Annotated in this window: 11 protein-coding genes and 1 CRISPR repeat array; of the genes, 4 read left to right on the top strand and 7 right to left on the bottom strand. The window is 42.8% G+C overall.

All coding sequences use genetic code 11. The annotated features are described in order from the left end of the window. Positions 1 to 40 precede the first annotated feature (40 nt). Positions 41 to 359: direct repeats of the CRISPR family, unit length 37 nt; unit sequence GTTTCAATCCTTGTTTTAATGGAAGTAGCTCTTAAAG. Positions 360 to 894: 535 nt separating this feature from the next. Then, positions 895 to 7,068, top strand: a complete 6,174-nt coding sequence (locus Q0954_RS20030) for an alpha-2-macroglobulin family protein (RefSeq protein WP_299459424.1) — start codon at positions 895 to 897, stop codon at positions 7,066 to 7,068. 851 nt (positions 7,069 to 7,919) lie between these two features. Here the strand turns inward: Q0954_RS20030 and Q0954_RS20025 are convergent. Next, a complete protein-coding gene (locus tag Q0954_RS20025) occupies positions 7,920 to 10,589 on the bottom strand; it encodes a TonB-dependent receptor (protein ID WP_299459422.1) in 2,670 nt (889 codons plus the stop codon). A gap of 376 nt (positions 10,590 to 10,965) precedes the next feature. Between Q0954_RS20025 and Q0954_RS20020 the strand changes: the two genes are divergently transcribed. Then, positions 10,966 to 11,574, top strand: coding sequence for a hypothetical protein (locus Q0954_RS20020; RefSeq protein WP_299459419.1), 609 nt, complete (start codon positions 10,966 to 10,968; stop codon positions 11,572 to 11,574). A gap of 239 nt (positions 11,575 to 11,813) precedes the next feature. Here Q0954_RS20020 and Q0954_RS20015 read toward each other — a convergent pair whose 3' ends face one another. From Q0954_RS20015 to Q0954_RS19990, 6 genes are all read right to left on the bottom strand, one after another. Next, on the bottom strand, positions 11,814 to 12,749 hold the full coding sequence (locus Q0954_RS20015) for a PfkB family carbohydrate kinase (RefSeq protein ID WP_299459417.1): 936 nt from the start codon (positions 12,747 to 12,749) through the stop codon (positions 11,814 to 11,816). Positions 12,750 to 12,898: 149 nt separating this feature from the next. After that, a complete protein-coding gene (locus Q0954_RS20010; RefSeq protein ID WP_299459415.1) occupies positions 12,899 to 13,525 on the bottom strand; it encodes a bifunctional 2-polyprenyl-6-hydroxyphenol methylase/3-demethylubiquinol 3-O-methyltransferase UbiG in 627 nt (208 codons plus the stop codon). 241 nt (positions 13,526 to 13,766) lie between these two features. After that, on the bottom strand, positions 13,767 to 14,615 hold the full coding sequence (locus tag Q0954_RS20005) for an AraC family transcriptional regulator (RefSeq protein ID WP_299459413.1): 849 nt from the start codon (positions 14,613 to 14,615) through the stop codon (positions 13,767 to 13,769). 6 nt (positions 14,616 to 14,621) lie between these two features. Continuing rightward, a complete protein-coding gene (locus Q0954_RS20000; RefSeq protein ID WP_299459411.1) occupies positions 14,622 to 14,921 on the bottom strand; it encodes a hypothetical protein in 300 nt (99 codons plus the stop codon). A gap of 3 nt (positions 14,922 to 14,924) precedes the next feature. Beyond that, positions 14,925 to 15,425 (bottom strand): MlaD family protein, encoded by a 501-nt coding sequence (locus Q0954_RS19995; protein ID WP_299459409.1) that lies wholly within the window; start codon positions 15,423 to 15,425, stop codon positions 14,925 to 14,927. A 126-nt stretch (positions 15,426 to 15,551) separates the two neighbouring features. Further along, positions 15,552 to 16,919 (bottom strand): cyclic nucleotide-binding domain-containing protein, encoded by a 1,368-nt coding sequence (locus tag Q0954_RS19990; protein WP_299459407.1) that lies wholly within the window; start codon positions 16,917 to 16,919, stop codon positions 15,552 to 15,554. A 359-nt stretch (positions 16,920 to 17,278) separates the two neighbouring features. Here Q0954_RS19990 and Q0954_RS19985 point away from each other — a divergent pair, with 359 nt between their 5' ends. Next, the gene (locus tag Q0954_RS19985) at positions 17,279 to 18,250 is read left to right on the top strand and encodes a hypothetical protein (RefSeq protein ID WP_299459405.1); all 972 of its coding nucleotides are present in this window, start codon (positions 17,279 to 17,281) and stop codon (positions 18,248 to 18,250) included. 129 nt (positions 18,251 to 18,379) lie between these two features. Beyond that, positions 18,380 to 21,340 (top strand): hypothetical protein, encoded by a 2,961-nt coding sequence (locus tag Q0954_RS19980; protein ID WP_299459403.1) that lies wholly within the window; start codon positions 18,380 to 18,382, stop codon positions 21,338 to 21,340. Positions 21,341 to 21,650 lie beyond the last annotated feature (310 nt).

Here is a 21,650-nt window from a genome sequence, read left to right as displayed (position 1 = left end):
AAGTGTAACTTTTCTCAGTATCCAGCCCCAACACCTCACAGTTTCAATCCTTGTTTTAATGGAAGTAGCTCTTAAAGTCCTTTTGCTTCTTGATCTCCTCCAGCAAATCATCGTTTCAATCCTTGTTTTAATGGAAGTAGCTCTTAAAGAATACTTTGTTTGGTGGTGTTGGTGGTGTTTCAATCCTTGTTTTAATGGAAGTAGCTCTTAAAGTGTAACTTTTCTCAGTATCCAGCCCCAACACCTCACAGTTTCAATCCTTGTTTTAATGGAAGTAGCTCTTAAAGCAATTTTGTATTTTTGCAGGTCGGTTTTGTTCATGGTTTCAATCCTTGTTTTAATGGAAGTAGCTCTTAAAGTCGTCTTTCTTTGTTATCAACTAATTACCAGTGAGTTACAGTAAAATCACTATAGGTTAAAATCAAAAAAATCAATACATCAAAGAGCTTTTTAAGCCCGTTTTAGCAAGTTTTCCGAATAGGCAACCTGCTTATAGTCAGCTTGTTAAAGGCGTATTTGAAGCAGTCCTAAATAAATTGCCCTCCGGCAAAGGTTTTACTTTATTGAGGACACCCACTTCGATGAGCACAAGATGCATATCTTTTTTTAGATTTGGTAGTCTTCAGAAGAATATTTTTATTCACAGTACCGTCATCGCCTCAGCTCGTGGAGACACGAGCTGACCAAAACCTTGAAAAGCACTGTTCCCAGGCGCTGTGGCGGAGCTATTTGTGGAGACACAAACCGAGGCGAAACACACTTGCTCCCAAAAGAAAACTCTCTATAAACCTGCATTTTACTACTCCTTTTCCTAATTTTAGTTGTCTTCCAGTTAATTATACCAACTATACTTTTAGTAGACAACAACCCTATACATTCAATAAAATATACATTATGAAGATAAAGACCTTGCATACCAAAGGCTTATGGCTCACCTTGGTGTTAGCCTGCCTGGTAACGATTCGTGGTTTTTCGCAAAAGCAAGCAACCTACGATGGTTTGTGGAAAAAGGTGGATTCGCTGGATAGTAAACGTTTACCCAAAGACGCTTACAAGGTAGTGAATAACATCTATGCTCAAGCCAAAAAAACCAACAATGCCTCACAACTGGTAAAGGCCACTGTGTATAAACTACGCTACATAGGGGCGGTCAAAGAGAATTCGCTGATAAAAAGCCTGGAAGCTTTGCGTATGGAGGCCGCCAGTGCCCAGTATCCCGTCAAGCCCTTGTTGCATTCTATGTTGGCACAAATCTACTGGCAGTTTTATCAGGTAAACCGGTATCGGTTTTTGAACCGATCTACCACTGTCAATGCCAAACAAGACGACATTAGCACCTGGGACTTACATAAAGTGGTACACGAAACCATACGCCAGTACAAGTTATCGTTGGCAAACCCACAAAAACTGCAGCAAACCAAGATTGATATTTATGATGATGTGCTCCATAAGGGGCGTAAAAAGCAACGCCAACATCGTCCTACTTTGTATGATTTTCTTGCCCATCGTGCCATCAATTTTTTTCAGAGCAGCGAACCCAATATTACCCGCCCCGCCTATCAGTTTACCCTAAACAAAACCACCTATTTGCAAGGGGTAGAACAGTTTGCCCAACTCAACATTGCCAGCCAAGACACCATGTCTTACAAGTATTATATGGTCACTATTTTGCAGGACTTGATCAAATTTCACCTCAAAGATAAAAACTATCCGGCGTTGGTAGATGTAGACCTCAAGCGATTGGCTTTTGTGTACCAGCACCTGACCACCAGCAACAAAGAGGAGCTGTATAAACAGGCTTTGCGCCAATTGGAACAAAAAAGTCTGAAATACCCCATTTCGTCGGAGGTAACCCACACTATAGCACAGTTGATATACACCCAAGGCACGCAATACAACCCGCGTCGTTCGGGCAAAAACAAGTGGAAGATGAAAGAGGCGCTTAAGATAGCCCAAACAGGCATTGACCGTTTTCCGAAGTCAGATGGAGCAGTGCTATGCCAAAACCTGCAAAAAACCATCAGGGGCAAAAGCATTGGTATTACCATAGAAGAAGCCAACCTGAGCAATGCTCCCTTTAGGGCGTTGGTTTCTTTTCGAAACGTAAACAAAGTGTACTGGCGATTTGTAAAAACCAGTATGAAAGAAATAGTCAAGGTAAAGCGTAAACGAAGCTACCATGAAGATATACTGAAGCATTACATTGCCAAAAGCCCTCTGAAAACTTCAGAAACCAGCTTGCCCAATGACCAGGACTACCAAACCCACTATGCTGAAGAAAAACTGAATGGCTTGCCCCATGGTACTTATGTAGCTATAGCCAGCGCCAAGCCCGACTTTAGCATAGGAGGCAACGGGCTTGCTTATGCTTATTTTACTGTATCGGACATTGCTTGGGTACACCGCAATGTACGCCGGGAGGGTGCCACAGAGTTTTATGTGTTGCACCGCAAAACGGGTGAACCACTGGCAGGAGTAAAAGCGCAGGTATGGCTCACTTATTACAACTACCAAAAAAGCCGCTATACAAAAGTAAACGGAGGGGTGTATATGAGCAACAAAGAAGGTTACATCAAGGTACCTTATAAATCAAACAAACGTAACCAACGCAATTTTTATGTAGAGTTTAACCAAGGTACCGACAAAATTTACACCTTGTCGCCCAAAACCTACTCTAGCAGGTATGGCAACTTGTATCGTACGATTGCCCGAAAGCCCCGTACCCGCACCAGGGTATTTTTCTATTTAGACCGTAAGATTTACCGCCCTGGGCAAACGGTTTATTTCAAAGGAGTGGTGCTCAATACCGATGGCGAGTCGCACAAGTTGCTCACCAAACAGGCAAGCTCAGTGACCCTATATGATGTAAACCGCCAGAAAGTAGCGACCCTCAATGTAACTACCAACGAGTATGGTACATTTAGTGGCAGTTTTATGGCGCCCAATACCGGGCTTAATGGGCAAATGCATATTGCCAGTAGTTTGGGGCGCAGGTATCAAAATTCGGTGTATTTTTCGGTAGAAGACTACAAACGTCCCAAATTTGAAGTAAAGTTTACCCCAGTAAAAGGGAGCTTTAAGCTCAACGAAACCATTACGACCAAAGCCAAAGCCAAGGCTTATTCGGGTGCCAATATAGACGGAGCCAAGGTGAAATACCGGGTGGTGCGCAAAGCACGTTTCCCTTATTGGTTTTACTACTGGTATGGGTATTATCCATCGTCGCCCCAAATGGAGATTGGCAATGGTGTGGCAAAAACCGACGAAAACGGCGAGTTTGAGGTAAAGTTTAAGGCCATACCCGACCTAAGCGTAAGCCCCCAATCTGACCCCATATTTACTTATACTGTATATGCCGATGTAACCGACCTGAACGGCGAAACCCGTAGTGGTAACTTATCGGTAGGGGTGGGCTACCGGGCGCTTGAGCTTGCCGTGAGCGTGCCGTCAAAAGTGAATAAAACGGGTGAAAACGAATGGAAGATCAATAGTACTAACCTGAGTGGCACTTTTGAACCAGCCCAAGGCAATATTGTGATTCATCGATTGCAAACTCCGGACAAAACCTATCGAAAACGACGCTGGGGTCAACCCGATAAGTATTTGTATTCTATAGCTGAGTGGCAAAAGATGTTTCCGGATGATTTGTACAAAGATGAAAATAACCGCTATCGCTGGAAAAAACAAAGCGAGGTATACAATGCCAAGTTTGACACCCAAAAAAGCAAGGCGTTGACTGTAGCCAATATCAAAAGCTGGAAGCCGGGGTATTATATGCTAGAGATCAAGGCAAAAGATAAATTTGGCAAAGAAGTAAAATCGGTGAAATACTTTGAGGTGTTTGACCCCAAAAGCAAGACTTTAGCCACCAATGCCATTAGTTACCTGACTACCCTCAAGGGAACAGCAGAGCCAGGCGAAACCGCGCAGTTTTTGGTAGGTACTGCCTTGCCCAAAGCCCAAATACTGTATGAAATAGAGCACCAGGGTAAAATTATAAAAAAAGAATGGCTGACGCTGAAAAAACGCCAACGAATACTTGAGATTCCTATTGTAGAAGCTTACCGGGGCAATTTGGCTTTCAATTTTGTTTTTGTATATAACAATCGTTTGTACAACCGTTCGCAATTGGTATATGTGCCTCGTACCAACAAAGCCCTGGACATTAGTTTTGAAACTTTTAGAAACAAACTGAACCCAGGACAAAAAGAAGAATGGAGGCTTAAGATTAAGGGTAAAAAAGGAGACAAAGTGGCGGCCGAAATGGTGGCTACCTTATATGATGCTTCACTGGATGTGTTTAGGTCTAACTCGTTTGACTTTGGCATTTATCGTAATTATTACGCTACGTTGCGCTGGAACAGCAGCAATGTATTTAATACAACCCGTTTTAATAACTACAGTAGTGGCTGGAACCCCAGCCAGCAGTCAGTAAACAAAAGGTATGATCGCTTTAATTGGTTTGGGTTTTCGTTCAGCTCTTATTACTACCGTTACTTTGGACGCAGGCCGGGAGGGAACCTGTATGCCGACTACGAAAGCGAAAAAGGGGAAGAAGTATTGGATGATATGGCAAAGAAATCTTCTGTAAAAACCAGACGCAAACGCAGTAAAAACGACAAGCTTGCGGGACAAGTGGTGGCAAACAAGCCACAGCTTCAGCAAAAGGGAGGCAAACAAGCCAAAAAAGAAGACTTGGGTACAGTAAAAGCCCGCACCAATTTCAACGAAACGGCTTTCTTTTACCCCCAGTTGAGAACCAACGAAAAGGGCGAAGTGATCATTAAGTTTACCATACCCGAAGCCCTCACCAAATGGAAAATGTTGGGGTTTGCGCATACCCAAGACCTAAAGTATGGAATGATTAGCAATACACTGGTGACCCAAAAAGAATTGATGGTGGTACCCAATGCTCCTCGCTTTTTTCGTGAAAACGACCAAATGACGTTTAGCAGTAAAGTGACCAACATTACCGACAAAGCAATGAAGGGCAGCGCCCAATTGTTTTTATTTGATGCCATTACCAACCAACCTATAGATGCCAAAATGGGCAACACCAAGGCGCAACAATCTTTTAAGCTTGCCAAGGGGCGTAGTACTGCGCTGAGCTGGAACATCAAAATTCCGGAAGGCACCCAAGCGATTACTTATAGAGTAGTGGCAAAATCGGGCAAATTTGCCGATGGTGAAGAAATGACCTTGCCCGTATTGAGTAACCGTATGTTGGTAACCGAAACAATGCCGTTGCCTGTGCGAAGTGGGCAAACCAAAACTTTTACCTTTGCCAAACTCAAGGCAAGTGCGGGCTCTAAAACACTGCGTCATCATAAGGTTACCCTGGAGTTTACCTCTAACCCTGCCTGGTATGCTATCCAGTCGTTACCTTACCTGATGGAGTTTCCTTATGAGTGTGCTGAGCAAACTTTTAGTCGTTTTTATGCCAACAGCATTGCTTCGCACATTGCCAACTCAAGCCCCAACATCAAAAAAGTGTTTGATAGCTGGAAAAACATCACGCCCGATGCCTTGTTGAGCAACCTTGAGAAAAACCAAGAGCTTAAGTCGTTGGTATTGCGTGAAACTCCCTGGGTGCTCAACTCCAAGAGCGAAAGTGAGCGCAAGCGTAGGGTAGGGGTGTTGTTTGACCTCAACCGGATGAGCAATGAGCTACAGCGTGCCTTGAACAAGCTGGTAAAAAAACAAGTAAGCAATGGCGCCTGGCCTTGGTTCGACGGCGGGCCTGAAGACCGTTATATTACCCAGCACGTTGTAACCGGCATGGGGCACCTGGATCATCTCGGAGTAAAGAATGTGCGCAAAGACAAGCGTGCCTGGAACATGACCCGCAAAGCAGTGGGGTACCTTGATAGAAAGATCAATGAAGATTATCGGGAATTGTTGCGGCTTGCCAAGCGAGGCAAGTTAAAAATGAGCGATGATCACTTGTGGTACCTGCAAATTCAATATTTGTATGCCCGCAGTTATTTCAAAGACTTGCCCATTCCGGCACATACCAAAGAGGCGTTTGCTTATTATCAGGGACAAGCCAAGAAATACTGGACTAATAAGAATAAATATATGTGGGGAATGATTGCTTTGGGGCTGCACCGCTACGACGACAAAACCACTCCACAAAACATAGTGAAGTCGCTGCGTCAATACGCTATTAAGTCTGAAGAGATGGGGATGTACTGGCGCGAAACGGGAGGCTATTACTGGTACCAGGCACCTATAGAAAAACAAGCCTTGATGATAGAGGTGTTTGACGAGGTAGCTAAAGACCAAAAGGCAGTAGATGATTTACGCACCTTTTTGTTGAAATCTAAACAGACCCAAGACTGGAAAACCACCAAGGCAACCTCTGAAGCTTGCTATGCCTTATTGTTGAAAGGTACCCAATGGCTTGCCGAAACCAAAATGGCTGAGATCACCATGGGCGGGCAAAAAATTGACCCCTTGAGCGAAAACAGCTTGAGCAAGGTAGAAGCAGGTACGGGGTATTTCAAAATGAGTTGGAACGCCGAAAAAGTAACCCCGGCAATGGCTGAGGTAACTGTGAAAAACCCTAACCCAATGGTGGCGTGGGGGTCGGTATACTGGCAGTATTTTGAGCAGCTAGACAAAATTACCCCAGCCAAAACTCCTTTGCAGTTAAAGAAGCAATTGTTTTTGCAGAAAAACTCTGACGCTGGTCCTGTCATTACACCCATAGGCAAGCGTACCAAACTGCAGGTGGGCGACTTGATCAAGGTGCGCATTGAACTAAAGGTAGATCGTTTGATGGAATATGTACACATGAAAGACATGCGGGCATCGGGGCTGGAGCCGCTCAACACTATTTCACGCTATAAATGGCAAGACGGCTTGGGTTATTATGAAAGCACCCGCGATGCGGCTACGCACTTCTTTTTTGGGGCTTTGCCCAAAGGTTCTTATGTGTTTGAGTACCCCTTGCGGGTAACCCACGCTGGCAATTTCTCTAATGGCATTACAAGCATTCAGTGTATGTATGCACCTGAGTTTGCCAGCCACTCGGAAGGAATAAGGGTAAAAGTAGCAAAGAAATAAACTGCTTAAAACACTTAGTTCGTCTAAAATCTGCTAGGTTATACCCATTAACAGTAACAAAAAAACCAATTCGTTCTGGAAGCGAATTGGTTTTTTTGTGATGGGTTAAAACTTGATACCAACGGCTGGCGCACGCGTCCCGCGTGTGTTCCTAACATATCAAAATCAAGTAATTCTACAAGATGTTTATTTTTAACCTAAAATGTTACTTATCTAAAGAAGAAAGAATTTTTGTTTTTGAAACCGTACACTTTTTTATACTAGGCATTTCTTGTCTTTTTTGCTGGTTTTACAACATAAAAATGGACGTTGATCTGCTAAGTTGCAGGATAAAGCCGAATTTCGTGTGCATCAGGCATCCGTTCATTTCCCCGAATCAAGTTCGGTTCACAACTCCGAGCTTGCTCTCGGAGGATCATGGATTTTCTTTAGCTAAAAAAACGAACCAAAAAAAGCTCCGAATCAAGTTCGGCTCGCAGCTCCGAGCTTGCTCTCGGAGAGTTCAAGCACCACCGCTGTAGTTTGATCGCTAAAATTTAATCCATTGCGCCTAAAATGCTCAAACATTCGCTCGTGCCTCGCTCAGTGATCATTTTTTAACGGCTTCATTGCTTAAATTTCCCCGAAGGCAAGTTCGGTTTACAACTCCGAGCTTGTACTCGGAGGATTTTCAACTTCACGCTAACAAACTAAGGCGGAAAGAAAGGCCTTATTATTCAAGCACTTTTAAAACTGATAAAGTTAACTTCTAAGCAAATATTAATAGCTAAAAATTAGTGTACGGTTTCTAAATTTTTGTTAAAAAAAATGTATAAGACCTTGAATAAAGCCAATGATTCAACTGCATTTATCTAAAACTTTAACCCTACTCTGCCATACAAAAACATGCCTCTTACCCCAAAGTTGGCAGCAGTACGGCTGTATACAAAGCGCCCCAGGCTGGTGTTGGCCGAGTGGGTAAGCTTATCGGGGTATACATTCAGCAAGTTGTTGGCGCCTATGGCCAGTTGTAGGTTTGTAGTGGGCTTAAAGGCAATGTCCAGGTCGGTTACAAACTTTGCCGAGAAACTTTGGTCTCTGGTTTCTACTTCTCCCGTAAACTCATTGACTGCCCAATTGGCAGGGTCGCCATCGTTGGGGTGCAGAAACTGTACTTCGCCAAAACGGGTAGAGCGTAAAGTAAAGGCAAATTTGCCAATTTCATACAACGCCGACAAAATCAACTTACTACGGGGTTGTACTACCTCCAGCCGAGAAATTTCTTCGCGGTTAAACAATTGTTCTTCTCTGCCTGCCAACAAGGGAGGCGTTTTTACCTGCCCTTGCACCTCGGTTTGGTTGAGATTGAGCGCAGCGGTCAAGGTAATGGCCCCCTTGCCCAGGTCATTACGATAGTTTGCCACCACGTCGAGCCCCTGAGTACGGGTATCTACAGCATTGGTAAAAAACTGGGCTGCACCCGCGCCCAGGGTAGTAAGGAAAGGATAGTCGGCTGCATCGAAGCGGCCAGACAGCACAATGCGATCTTTGATGTCGATATTGTAGGCATCTACAGTCAACGACAAACCCGCTACTGGTTGGGCAGTAAAGCCCACACTAAAGTTTTGTGATACTTCAGGCTTAAGACGATCTATACCAAAGGCGCGTGCTACGTTGCTTTCATTGTTAAAAGTACCTACTTGCACAGGCACTTGGTTTGCCCCAATGGTGATAAACTGTGTGCTTAGATTGCTAAAATAGTATTGGTGCAACGACGGGGCACGAAAACCGGTACTAAAGGCCGCCCGTAAAGACAATGCCTGACTGATTTTGTAACGAGCCACTGTTTTCCAGCTAAAATTATCGCCAAAATCGCTGTAAGACTCAAATCGCCCGGCTACCCCCACCAACAAGGCTTCAGTAATGTCGGCTTCCAGGTCTATGTAGCCAGCAGTGTTGGTGCGGGTTTGGTTGAGTTCGTTTTGTGGTTGAAACCCTGGAAAAACCTGGATACCTGCGCTTCCTTGTACACCCGGTTGTGACTCTTGCCCTCCGTTGATGTAAGAAGCTTCTTCGCCTGCAATAATTTCGTAGCGTTCTAAGCGAAACTCTGCCCCAAAAGCTACATTAAGGTCAAAGCCTATGTCTAGCTTGCGCGAAATGTCAAGATTGGTGGTGTTTTGTCCGTAGCGAAAGCCTCCGGCATACGCCGAAAGAGGAGAAGCTGCCCCCATAGAAGCATTGTTAGAGTTTTCTACGTTAAAGTCAAAACCATTAGACCCTCGTGTATTGCTAAAATCGAGGTTCCACCCGTTTTTTTCGCCGCGCAAACCCATCGTCAACGATCGGTCGACAATGTCGGTGTGTATTTCGGGTGAAAACCCATTGGGATAAATAGAGAGCACTACCCGGTTTTGGTCTTTTGGGAAACGATAAAACCCGTTGGCACGCCCTTTACGGAAACTAAAGCCACCGCTGGCATACAGTTCGCCTCCCCCCACTATGGGTACTTCGGCATTGAAAAATACCTGCCCGTTGCGTCCGGCAGAGTTTCCTATAGCCATTACACGCCTGCCACCCAAACCCGTTTGGGCAAAAAAGTCAGTCAAGTCATTGTCACGGGCGTCGCCGTACACTGTACCCGTATAATCTCCAGAACGATTGGTTGCTTCCCGGTCTACAAACTCTCCGGTTACGTTTACAAAACCCTTTTTGCCTACCCTAAAGCCATAGTTTACCCCAAGCCTGCCCATGGCTCCATCGCTCTCAGAGGTTACCCCAAGTTGCGAGTTAATCTGGGCTACACCTACTTGTTTTTTGAGTACAATATTGATGACTCCAGCAATGGCATCGGAGCCGTATTGAGCAGCAGCGCCATCTCTTAATACTTCTATACGCTCAATTGCCGCCGCAGGAATGGCATTGAGGTCGGTTCCTACGGTTCCTTTGCCCACCGTACCATTTACATTGAGCAATGCGCTGGTATGACGACGTTTACCATTCACCAATACCAGCACTTGGTCTGGCCCCAAGCCACGCAACGAGGCAGGGTCGATGTGGTCAGTACCGTCGGAAATGGTTTGTTGCGATGAGTTGAACGAAGGGGCAAGGTATTGCAAAATTTGTCCGACATTTTCCTGCGATGAGTTGGTGATTTCTTTGCTGGAAATGATGTCTACAGGCACCGCAGTTTCCATCAAAGTACGTGGTTCGGCACGGGAGCCTACCACTACAATTTCGTTCATCGATGAAGAAGGCGCTAATACAAAATCCAGGGTAGCAGTTTGTCCGGCAGCTACCGTTACTTCTTTGGTTTGCGATTGGGTACCTACAAAACTGGCGGTGAGCTTATAAGTACCAGGCTTTACTGTCAGCGTATATTTGCCGTTAATGTCGCAAGTAGTACCATTAGTAGTGCCGTTTACCACTACAGTGGCGCCTATCAAAGGTTCAAACTTGTCGGAAACTGTGCCTTGAATGGTACTTTGCTGGGCATAAGCACCCGTGAGCGATATAAAAAGCAATGCAATGAAAGATTGCATCAACTGGGAGTAGTTTTTTTTCATTATAATAATAGTAATTGAAGTATACAATCGTTAAGTAAAACTACCAAAATAACCTAATCCATAGAACAGCACTATGGCGGGGTACCTCTTCAAATATTTTGTTCTTTTGGAAGGCTTTATTTTTTTCATTTTACTTGAGTTAATTCCGAAAGTTGGTTTTTTTTTATCAAACAACCAAAGAAAGTGGCTCTACTCGATATAGGCAGTTGCATCACCTGGCTTGTTTGATGTACTACAAAAAGCCTACAAGTGGGGCTTTCTTGCAAAGTAGTGCCTGATTTCATTTTTAAAATCCATTGCTTTTTCTATTTTTGGTACAGTTGTTAGATCCACCCAACTTTTTAAACAATCAATGATGAGATATTTAAATAAAACGAACCTCAAAAATGCCTTATACGCGATGTCAATGCTCCTTTTTTTGGCGGCATGTGGTGGTGGTGGCGGCGGTTCTAAAGAAAACAGTTCTGGCGAAGATAGCAGTACTACCAAAACCGATACTGCCAGCAATACGCAAACAAACGAGCCGAGCGCAGAAGAAAAGGCAAAGAAGGATTTTGAAGAGAATACCCTGAAAAAATATCCCGAAATAAGCGAAAATCTGGTGCGTAAATGGAAAGAAATCTCTTTTGAACACAAAGACGGCTCGATAGAAAATGTGGAAAAAGCCAATGACTACCTGATATTTAAAAAGGATGGGACTTTTGAAGAATATTTTCACTCAGATAAAAAAATAGAAGCAGGTCGCTGGAGATTGGTAAAAGATGGCAAAGCAGTGCACCTTACCTCTACCGAGCACCGGGTAATGCAGGATGTAGAACGAGACATTGTAGAGCTTACTGCTGAGAAATTTGTATGGCTAGACAATATCAAAAAGAAGTCTACTTTTAAGGCGGTTACCGGCGAAGGACCTGGCAGCACCACCGATAAAGCGGCTGAAAAACCCACCAAAACAAAAGACTAATTTGCTTGTAAGCTTATAAGTATATCCCCTGTCAGGAAGCTCTCTTCAAGGCAGGGGTTTTTTATGTAATTGTTTCCTTAGGAATACCTGGTGGCTATGCCAAATAGCCTGAAAAAACTGGAGTAACTGGAAACAAGAGGTGGGTGTATGTATATTGAATATAAACATCCCCTTCGAAAAAAGCATCTTTCTTTAAGTGCTTGATCTCGAAGGGGATAGCATATAAAAAATGGCGGTATTTAGACCATGGCTATTTCAAATTGAACCAAGTCAACAAATTCTCTTACTCGTTCAGTCAAAGCATCAGAAGGCAGGTCAATCAAACCATCAGTGCCAAATTTGCCCACGCAGAAAGATGCCATTGCCGACCCATACACAATGGCACGTTTCATATTGTCGAAAGACACATCGCCAGTGTCTGCCAGGTAGCCAATAAAACCACCCGCAAATGTATCGCCTGCTCCGGTTGGGTCAAATACCTCCTCTAGAGGAAGGGCAGGAGTAAAGAAAATGTTTTTGTCGTGGAACAATAAAGCCCCGTGCTCTCCTTTTTTAATAATCAAGTACTTAGGTCCCATTGTCATGATCTTTCTGGCGGCTTTTACCAAAGAATACTCACCAGACAGTTGACGCGCTTCTTCATCGTTGATCGACAACACATCTACCATTGTCATGGTATGTTTCAAATCATCGATAAAGGCAGGCTCCATCCAAAAGTTCATGGTATCCATTACAATGAGCTTAGGACGTTTTTTCAAGCGCTCAATTACGTTTTGCTGCACTTTAGGGGCAAGGTTGCCTAGCATTAAGTACTCACAATCTTGATAGCTTTCTGGTATCACAGGATCAAAGTCACCCAATACATTTAGCTCAGTTACTAAAGTATCACGGCTGTTCATGTCATGGTGGTATTTGCCATGCCAAAAAAACGATTTTTCGTTTTCTTTTACCTGAATACCGTCAGTATTTACCCCATGTTCTTTAAAAGTAGTCATGCCTTTTTCTGGAAAATCGTTTCCAATCACGGCTACCACATTTACTTGTTTTGAATGAGAGGCAAAATAAGACGATGACAAAGAAATATAAGTACCAGAACCACCAATGGTTCTTTCTGAAATTCCAAATGGGGTTTCGATGGTGTCAAGCGCCACCGAACCAACAACTAGTAATGACATAAATTGTATTTTGTTATCTAAATAAAAATGTATGGGTTAAAAACTTCACACAAATCTATAAAAATAATGGTAATAAGAGCGTACAGCTTCATGAATATTCGACTATAAACAATCGCCTTGCTTACTACTTGTTTGTACTCAGGTGCAACTTATTCATTTTTGAAAGGTTTTCGCCCCACAAACCGTACTACTGAGCCTTTGCCAATATGATATAGCCCTTCGTTAAGCTCTATTTCCTCCTCGGCTAACTTGAGCATTTCATACCCTTGAAAATCGGCAGCGATTTCGTCGGTCGAATACAGCATAGCCTTATTTTTGGGACCACCCACCTTAGGATCAAGGGCGCTAAAGTGCAAATGTGCCTTGCTAAATGCCTCTAGTATGATAATGCCACCAGGCTTTAGGCAGTTTGCCAGTTGTTGGTGATAGGTGGTTTTTTTGTCGGCATCGAAGTGGGCATATATCAACCCAATGGCGTCAAAAGTTTCTTTTGCGAAATCAAGTTCGCCCAAATCGCCCACCTTATAGTCAAGCGTGACCCCTTGCTCGCCCGCCAGTTGCAATGCTTTGGTTTGTCCTTCTGCGCTTAGGTCAACCGAGGTAACCTGCCAGCCAAGAGTTGCCGCAAATACCCCATTGCGTCCTTCCCCGTCAGCAGGCATTAACAGCTTTCCGGGGGTAAATTTTGGTAACCATTCTTCAAAAAAAACATTGGGGGCTTTGCCATAAGCAAAGGCGCGTGCCTGGTATCTTTCATCCCATTTTTGTTGTTGCATTGGTCTAATATTTTGGTTGTTTAAATAAGGGAGCAAACAAGAAATAACGTACCTATTTTGTAGCTGCTCTTTTGCCAGAACCTGTATCCTATTTTTTAATTACTCCCTAAATACTTGCGTACAAAAGTAGTGGCTAAAACCACAGGTAAGGTAGGACAAAAATGTAGTTTGATAAGATTAAGGTCTAATTATGAGCTGATGGTAATGTGGTGCTTCATTGTAGGGGTGTTTTTCTGTGCCGTTACTTATGTCTAAAAGCTTTGGGCGAATGCCCGGTGTGTTTTCTGAAAAACCGGATAAAATAAGACACATCGTCGTAGCCCAAATGATAGGCTATTTGGTTTACCTGATGGGTAGTGGCGAGCAAGTACCTCTTGGCTTCTAAAATAATATACTCACTGATCACCTTCGAACAAGTTTTGCCCAAAGTCGCTTTGGTGATGGCGTTGAGCTGATACGTAGATAAATGCATGAGCTGGGCATATTGTGCCGGGCTTTTGTGGGTAGCAAAGTGGGTTTCTACAAGTAGTAAAAATTCGTCTAGCTTCTCTTGTTGATATAAAGGGACATCAAGTGTTTGGGCATTTTGACGGATCAATTCAGTAAAAAGAATGCTCAAATGAGCTTTGATTACCTCACGATACCCCACTTGTTTGTGGATATATTCGTGTAGCATAGATGCCATCGTTGTCTGTAGTTTGTCAAACCTTTGGGGGGCTAACTGATAAAAATGAACACTACTTGCTTTGCGTAACAGCTGATAAAGAGTGGAATCGGTAGGGTAGTAAAAATCGGGCTTAAAAGCGATTAAGTAGCCAGTCCTGTCTGCCTTAAGCTGGTGTTGGTGTACTTGCCCTGGACGCATGAACACAATTGAATGGTCACAAACTTCATAAGGTACAAAATCTATCTCGTGGGTTCCACTGCCTTTGTTCAGAGCAAGCATATAAAAAAAGTCGTGTCGGTGAAGAGGTTGGCTCAGGGTTTTGCCTGTGGTGGGCAGCTCATAAGTACTTCTAATGCTAAAATCTTCTTGAAAATCGGTTGCCTTTTGGGTAGCATTGATGTCTCTTACTGGAATATACTTCATGGCGTATCAGGGCATTTTGCTTATCTCGTCTACGCAAGTGGTTCCTATTTGGCGTATTGAATCGGCATTGGCTGCTTCAAACGATTCATAAGTTTTAATGGCTTGCTTAAGCGCACAGTGGCACACGCGGTCAATTTGTTGGCCAGAGAGCTGTATATTTTTGTTTTTCCGGGATTCTTTGCAAAATTTTAAAAACTGTTGTTTGTCTTGAGGTATCCATTTGCCTTGGGTGCTGGTGGGCTCACAAGCCGTACTGAGACATAACAAGACCAAAAGAGCAAGGCATTGGTATAATTTGTTATACATGGGTTATTTTTTGAGTTGCTCCAGGCGTTGGTTCATTATTTTCAATTGTTTTAGCAACGAATCGTCTCGCCCTATAATGCCTTTAAAACCTTTAAAAAGATACTTTTCAAGTTGCGCAGGATTAAATTGGTGAGCGTTTTCGGTAATGCCTACAATGGCCTCTTCAGGTTTGTAGTAATCTTTTTTGTCTTTGGCAAACTTTACCTCAATCATACTTTTGCCCACCAAACCTTTGGGTTTGATAATGAACTGCGAACCACGGGGAATGTTCACATCCTGGTTGATGTCAACGGTTACTTTTACCAGTGAGTCGGTCAATTGCACCGATTCTACCCTGCCAATGGCCACTCCACGGGTTTGTATCAGGGCATTGGTGGTCAAAAAATTGACTTGCTGATAGTGCAGCTCCAGCTTATAATAATCGGGAACATTGATGCGCCATACAAACCCAATGAGCATAACTACTGCCATAAAAGCTACTAACCAAGACCTTAATTTATCCATTTATCTTTTTTTTACTTAAAGCTATATTATACAGAGGGTTATATGACTACTTTAAAAGCAAAAATAGAAATAAAACCGTAGCTAACAATTTCTTTTACTTAAGATTTACGACCTACTGTAACATCTTTAGTCTATCTTAAATCCTATCACAATCACATCGTCAGTTTGCGGAATGTAGCCCCTCCAATCGTTCAATTTCTTTTCTAATATATCGTGTTGTTCGTTAAAAGGGAGCAAGTGTATTTCCAGCAACAACTCCTTGAATTGTTTAAGCATAAACTTTTTTTCTCTGGGACCACCAAATTGATCGCGGTAGCCATCCGAAAAGATATAAAACACCGTGGGTTGGTCTACCTTGATGGTGTGTTTGGCAAACATTCTTTCGTGGTCTTCCCAGTGGTGTCCACCTATAGGCATCATGCCTCCTTTGATCTGGTGCAATTCATTGTTTTGTATATAAAACAGGGGACTTTTTGCTCCAGAAAAAGCGACCGTTCTTTGTTCTTTGTCTATTACACACAATGCCATATCCATGCCGTCCCGGTTTTCGGAGGTTCTTTGGCGAAGTGCATTTTGAACACTTTTGTGCAAGTGGTGCAAAATCAGGTCAGGTTCTGTGATCCCTTCCAGTTCTACAATACGGTTAAGTGCATTGGCTCCTAGCATAGACATAAAAGCCCCTGGCACCCCGTGCCCAGTACAGTCTACCGCAGTAATAATCACTTTTTCGGTGTCAAATCCTTTAAAAATTTTTTGTATGCCTTCAAACGTTTGGGTTTCTTCATAAATGGGGCGGGGAACAGTTTTGGCGTACCAATAAAAATCGCCACTGACAATGTCTTTGGGTTGCCAAAAAATAAATGAATTGGGCAAAGCACTTTTTACATCTGCCAGGGTAGGCACCATGGCTGTTTGAATGTGCTTGGCATAGAGAATACTGTCCTGTATTTGGTAATTTTTTTCTTCAATAATCGCATTTTTGAGCTCCAGTGAACTGTTAATGGTAGTAATTTCTTCGTTTTGAGCTTCTATGCTTTTCTTTTGTTGTACGAGTTCTTCTTCCAGTACATTGTGATTGCGCGAGCGCCTGATCAATACCCGCAAAATGCCCCGCATAATCTGGATATGGTTCATCATTACCTTGTAAAAAACGTCTTGGTTAAGTTTCCAGAGGCGGGTACGCCTAAGGGTGGTTACATCTGCCGACCGGGGTTTGGTATCGAGCAAGGCATATTCGCCAAATACATTTCGATTACGCAACACCACAAAGGTGTAATTTCCATCGTGTACTCGTACAGCACCATCTACTATGATGTACATAGACTCGCCAGGATCTCCTTTTTTGATAATGAGAGAGTCTTTGGGGTGATGTTCTTCGGTCAATACTTTGGCAATATTCACCAATACATCCTGATCGGTTTCAGCAAATACTTTGACCGTTTTTAGGATTGCCACTTTTTCGGCAAGATCAATATCTTTTACAGGTTCAGGCATTAGCACAATGCTTCGTGATTTGATATATATACCATACTAACAATTATCAAAAAACCCTCCATAGTATCAGAAGTTTTTTAATAAAAACAGTTGTGGAGTAAAAAAGATGGTTTTTTTACACAAAAACCATTTTGTAAAATATTTACAATCAGTAAGATACAAATTTAAATAAACTTTATTTGGTCTTTTTAACTCTGTTTTTTGGTGCAACTAAAGTATATAGATACAAGTCGACTTGATAATGTATACAAAAACAAACACAAAGTTAATAAAGATGTTTGAAACCCCCGGTTTTTACACCAAACACTTATGCGCATTGCCTGTGGGTTTATAAATCAAATTTTTAACACTAGAACAAAATGACAGACTCTAAAAGTGAAATAGATCAATCTACTGTGGTTGCTTGGCTTCAGGCAAAAAAATATGACGAGGTTTTGGCAAATTACCAAGGATTTATTCGCAAAAAAGTGGTTGAATACATCAGCAGATTTAAATACTACAGCCAGTTCGAACATGATTTTTACCATGAGGTGTATTTGTATTTGAGGTCGCAAACACTGCCTAGCCCCGCTTTTATGGAGGCTTGCAAAACCCAAAACGTGTTCCGGTTTTACCTTGCGAAGTGTATTCGCAACCGTTTGAACACGCTTTTGTCTAAAGAACGTCAAAAACGCATGCATACCACCGGGTTAGAAGACTTACTGGCAACCAATGAAGGGCAATCTCAGGAAACAGACAAACTACGGTTGACCACTGCCAATGCTTATTGCCCCGAAACTGTTTACAAAGATTTGCAAGAGCGTCTACAAACACAATTTCAAATAATTTTACAGCAGTTTACTGAAAGTTTACCCAAAGTAGGACATAAGCTTTTGCTCATGCTGAAGGTACAAGCAAGGGTAGATGTCAATGCCTTGGATGTTGGGCTTTGTTTTGGCAAGTTGCGCGCTAAAGCCCAACAGAAGTTGTTGGGCTTGCTAAGTGGGCAACAGTACCGCCAGGCTAAAGATATAGAACTGATGAAAGCACTCGCCTATTATTTTAAAAAGTACCGCAAAGAAAAAGGTGATGCTTTGGCTTTACAGCGTTGGATCAACCAATATATTTCAGGCGATAAATACACTCAAGGCATTATGGAGCGCTTGACTATTTCTGACCAAGACGTCGATTTTAAAATTCATAACAAACGTTGGTTTTTAGACTTTGTGTATGAGTATTTCAAGCATCTCGACGAAGGGTTGATTGCCCAAAAAACTCAAGTGGTACCAATCCAACAAAAACGCCTGAAAAACCCTCCAAATAAAGGACGCCTTAAACTTCAACAAGGTTAGCCACACAGGTAACTATAGTCTCAAGTTTTTAGATGCTGATGTATACCTGTGTTGCAAGCAACTACTCATTATTAGCGATGTGCAAAATCGTTATGTGGAAGTTATTTCAAAAATATTCAACATATCTCAATGGAAAATCAAGAAAAAACAACAGGAAAACTGCCTGTTTTATACGATAACGAAGGACACCTGAATGACTCAGGCATTAGTTTATATGTAGAAGCTAAAATGCTTGATAAAATCGATAAGCTTCCCAAGGCATTGAGGGCTCACGTAGCCACATGTGCGTCTTGCCAAATGCGGATAGTGGATTTTCACCAGTTTATGAAAAATGAACAAATAAGCGCTACTAGCCCACACCCTTACTTAGACAAAAAAAGCCGCCCGCTTGTCTTGCATAAATACACGATTGGCAGGGTAGCAGCAGTGGTATTGTTGCTGGTGGTAGGTTATTTTATGTTGTTTGATACTACGAGCAAGTTACATACATCAATCAACCATCATTTTCAATCCTCTATTGCTTCACCTTTTGACAACAAAAAAATAGATGTAGCCTATAGCCAATGGGAGATGGACGCCAGCAAAGCCAAGGTATTTAAACTAAACAATGGGTCAAATATTGAGGTACCTGCGGGCGCTTTTGTTAACAAGTTGGGAGAACCTGTCAAAGGTAACGTAAAAATTAAGTACCGTGAGTTTCACAACGCAGCCGATATTATAGCCAGTGGCTTGCCCATGCATTACGACAGCGCCGGGGTGCGTCATCACTTCGAGTCGGGTGGAATGTTTGAGCTACGGGGCAGCCAAAACGGGGAACCAGTGTTTATTGCTCCGCATAAAAATGTAGAAGTAAACCTGGTGTCTTATAACAAAGACAAACGTTTTAACCATTATTTTTTAGACGAAGGAGCCCCACGTCCTCAGCGTAGGGTAGCTCAGGCACAAATGTTACCTTCATTGCCGGTGTTTCAGCAAACCCCTCAACCCAAATGGACATTGATAGGAGCAGCTGTAACAGCGCCCATAGTGAGCGATTCTACCCCAAAACACGGAGAGTTGCAAGGGCAAATAACTGAACGACGAGGTGAAAGGAACGAAAAGCTTAAGGCACAAACCGAGTTGAGAGAAATACCTGTCAAGCCTTCGGTAAAGCAGACTAAAGAAGATCCCCGTAAGGTAAAGAAGTTGAAAGAGGCGGTGCCTCAGCAAAAAGCAAATGCCAATTATTTTGAGTTGAAGTATGCCCTTGATTTTGAGCCTGAGTTGAAGACTTTTGTTCCCGTAAAATGGGCTTGGGCCGACAACATACCTGTAAATAATCCCAAGCATTCGGCACAAAAGTGGGTACTCAAAGAGCCTTGGCATAAAGTAACCCTTACTAAAATACCCTTTGGCTTCAAGGCAATGGCTATTAGAGGGGCAACCGATGTAAAGTACTCGGCAGACGGGCAACGAATGTTGGTGTATGACAAGCGTGGGAGGGCAGACTTATACACGAGCATGGGTGAGCTCATCAAGCGTTTTAAACAAACCATTTCTACTCAAATGTCGAAATCGGGAAAGTACATACTCACCACCCAACGCAGAGCAGTGAAACTTTGGTCGAGCAAGGGCAAGTTGTTGACTACCTTGCCTACCAAAAATGACATTGATATGGCGGTGATTTCTGATGATGACCAACATATATTGACCACCAACACCGAAGAACAATCGCATCTTTGGACACTCAAAGGACAATTGGTGAGAAAGTTTCGCGACTATTTCAAGTTTGCCAGTTTTTCGCCCAATGGCGCATACATTGCTACCATTTCTGACCGCGATTATTCGTTGAAAATATGGACAAACAAGGGCAAGTTTTTACACCAACTCAAGGGAGAGTATAATACTGTTTACTTCTCTGCCGATGGTCGTCATTTGCTTACTTCGAGTCAGAAAAATGGAGCGCAATTGTGGTTTTATGAAACATCTTACCATAATACTATGCTCATGAATACCCTGAAGCACAAAGAACCAGTAAAGATGGCGACGTTTTCGCACGATGGCCAACGAGTATTGACTGCCTCAAACGATGGTACAGCCAAGATTTGGAAGGTAAACGGGCAACTGTTGAAAACCCTCAAGGTGTCGAAAACCTGGGTAAACTCCGCCATATTTTCGGCCGATGATCAGACGATTTTGACTGCCGATGACTACGGAACAGCCAAGCTCTGGAGCAAAGAAGGCAAGCTTTTGCATACATTGCGTGGGCATAACCGTGGCCTGAACGGGGCAATATTTTCGCCTGACGAACAAAACATTGTGACTTTTTCGAAAGACTATACAATGAAAATGTGGAATCGTAATGAGCCCTTAGAAGAAACCTACGCGCTTGATTTATCAAACATTGGGCCTCGTTATGAGGCAATGTATAAGTTACAAATGAACCGGTATTTGCGTCGTGGCTTGAACAAAAAGATAAAGCGTCCTATAAGAAAACAGCTGCGTAAGTTTTTTACTGTTGTTAAGATGTATCGCCCGGTGCTTGACTCTAACACAATGGTGGCAGACACTAAGGTAGAAAACAAATTGGACGAGCTTAAAAGGAAGTATAACGAAGAGCTTAAAGTAATAGAGAAGGAGCAAGAAAGACAAGAGAGAATAAGAAAGAAAATAATAGCCAAAGATAGACAATTGGCGAAGCGTGAAGCACGACTTTTTCATAAATTTAGGGTACGCACCTTTGGCTACCATAATGTAGACCGTATATTGAAAATGACAGGGCGTGATGTGGTGATTTGTCAAGCAGATGTGAAGCTCAATAAAACGAATGGCATTTATTCAAGGTTGTATTTGGTGACAGGCGATAAGGGGACAGGAGTAGTGAAGTTTGACGCCAACAGTTTAAACCTGTTTTGGTTTCAGCCCAAGCACAACAACCAATTGGTCGTAGTATTGCCTGATAACAAAGTAGCCTTGTTTAGCCCAAAAGAGTTTAAGAAAATAGACCTTAAGCGCTTACGCAGAGACAAATATTATATCTTTAACCTAACCAAGGTACACCAAGTAGGCTCAGTCAGTCAGTTGGCAAAATTACTGAATGTACCTAGCTAACAATAGTCCATAGTATTTAGTCCGTAGTCCATAGACTTGACAGGGGCAAACTTCAAGTCCTTGGATACCGATGAATATCGGTGCCACACCCTGTTCCACAAGTAACCACGCTTTTGTATTACACTGATTTTCAGTTATTTACAAAAAGCGTGGTTAGAAGCTGATTCGAGTAAATATTCACCTTATTAAGCCCTGTAACCCGAGCCTGTAGCTCTGCTACGGCGAGCTCAACGAGTTAATCAGTAGTCAACTTTGGCTAAAATCACTGCGGAGTATTGGCCTAAGGAATTGTTCAAAAATAAATTTACAC

The sequence above is a fragment of the uncultured Microscilla sp. genome (assembly GCF_947493425.1).
GTDB lineage: Bacteria > Bacteroidota > Bacteroidia > Cytophagales > Microscillaceae > Microscilla.
The sequence above is the reverse complement of the archived record's forward strand: the minus strand, read 5'-3'. Positions and strand labels throughout refer to the sequence as shown.

Coding starts and splice junctions, on each gene's coding strand:
- Q0954_RS20015 (WP_299459417.1), bottom strand. CDS start 12,749: ATGTCATTACTAGTTGTTGGTTCGGTGGCGCTTGACACCATCGAAACC.
- Q0954_RS20030 (WP_299459424.1), top strand. CDS start 895: ATGAAGATAAAGACCTTGCATACCAAAGGCTTATGGCTCACCTTGGTG.
- Q0954_RS20025 (WP_299459422.1), bottom strand. CDS start 10,589: ATGCAATCTTTCATTGCATTGCTTTTTATATCGCTCACGGGTGCTTAT.
- Q0954_RS20010 (WP_299459415.1), bottom strand. CDS start 13,525: ATGCAACAACAAAAATGGGATGAAAGATACCAGGCACGCGCCTTTGCT.
- Q0954_RS19995 (WP_299459409.1), bottom strand. CDS start 15,425: ATGGATAAATTAAGGTCTTGGTTAGTAGCTTTTATGGCAGTAGTTATG.
- Q0954_RS19980 (WP_299459403.1), top strand. CDS start 18,380: ATGGAAAATCAAGAAAAAACAACAGGAAAACTGCCTGTTTTATACGAT.
- Q0954_RS20020 (WP_299459419.1), top strand. CDS start 10,966: ATGATGAGATATTTAAATAAAACGAACCTCAAAAATGCCTTATACGCG.
- Q0954_RS19985 (WP_299459405.1), top strand. CDS start 17,279: ATGACAGACTCTAAAAGTGAAATAGATCAATCTACTGTGGTTGCTTGG.
- Q0954_RS20000 (WP_299459411.1), bottom strand. CDS start 14,921: ATGTATAACAAATTATACCAATGCCTTGCTCTTTTGGTCTTGTTATGT.
- Q0954_RS20005 (WP_299459413.1), bottom strand. CDS start 14,615: ATGAAGTATATTCCAGTAAGAGACATCAATGCTACCCAAAAGGCAACC.
- Q0954_RS19990 (WP_299459407.1), bottom strand. CDS start 16,919: ATGCCTGAACCTGTAAAAGATATTGATCTTGCCGAAAAAGTGGCAATC.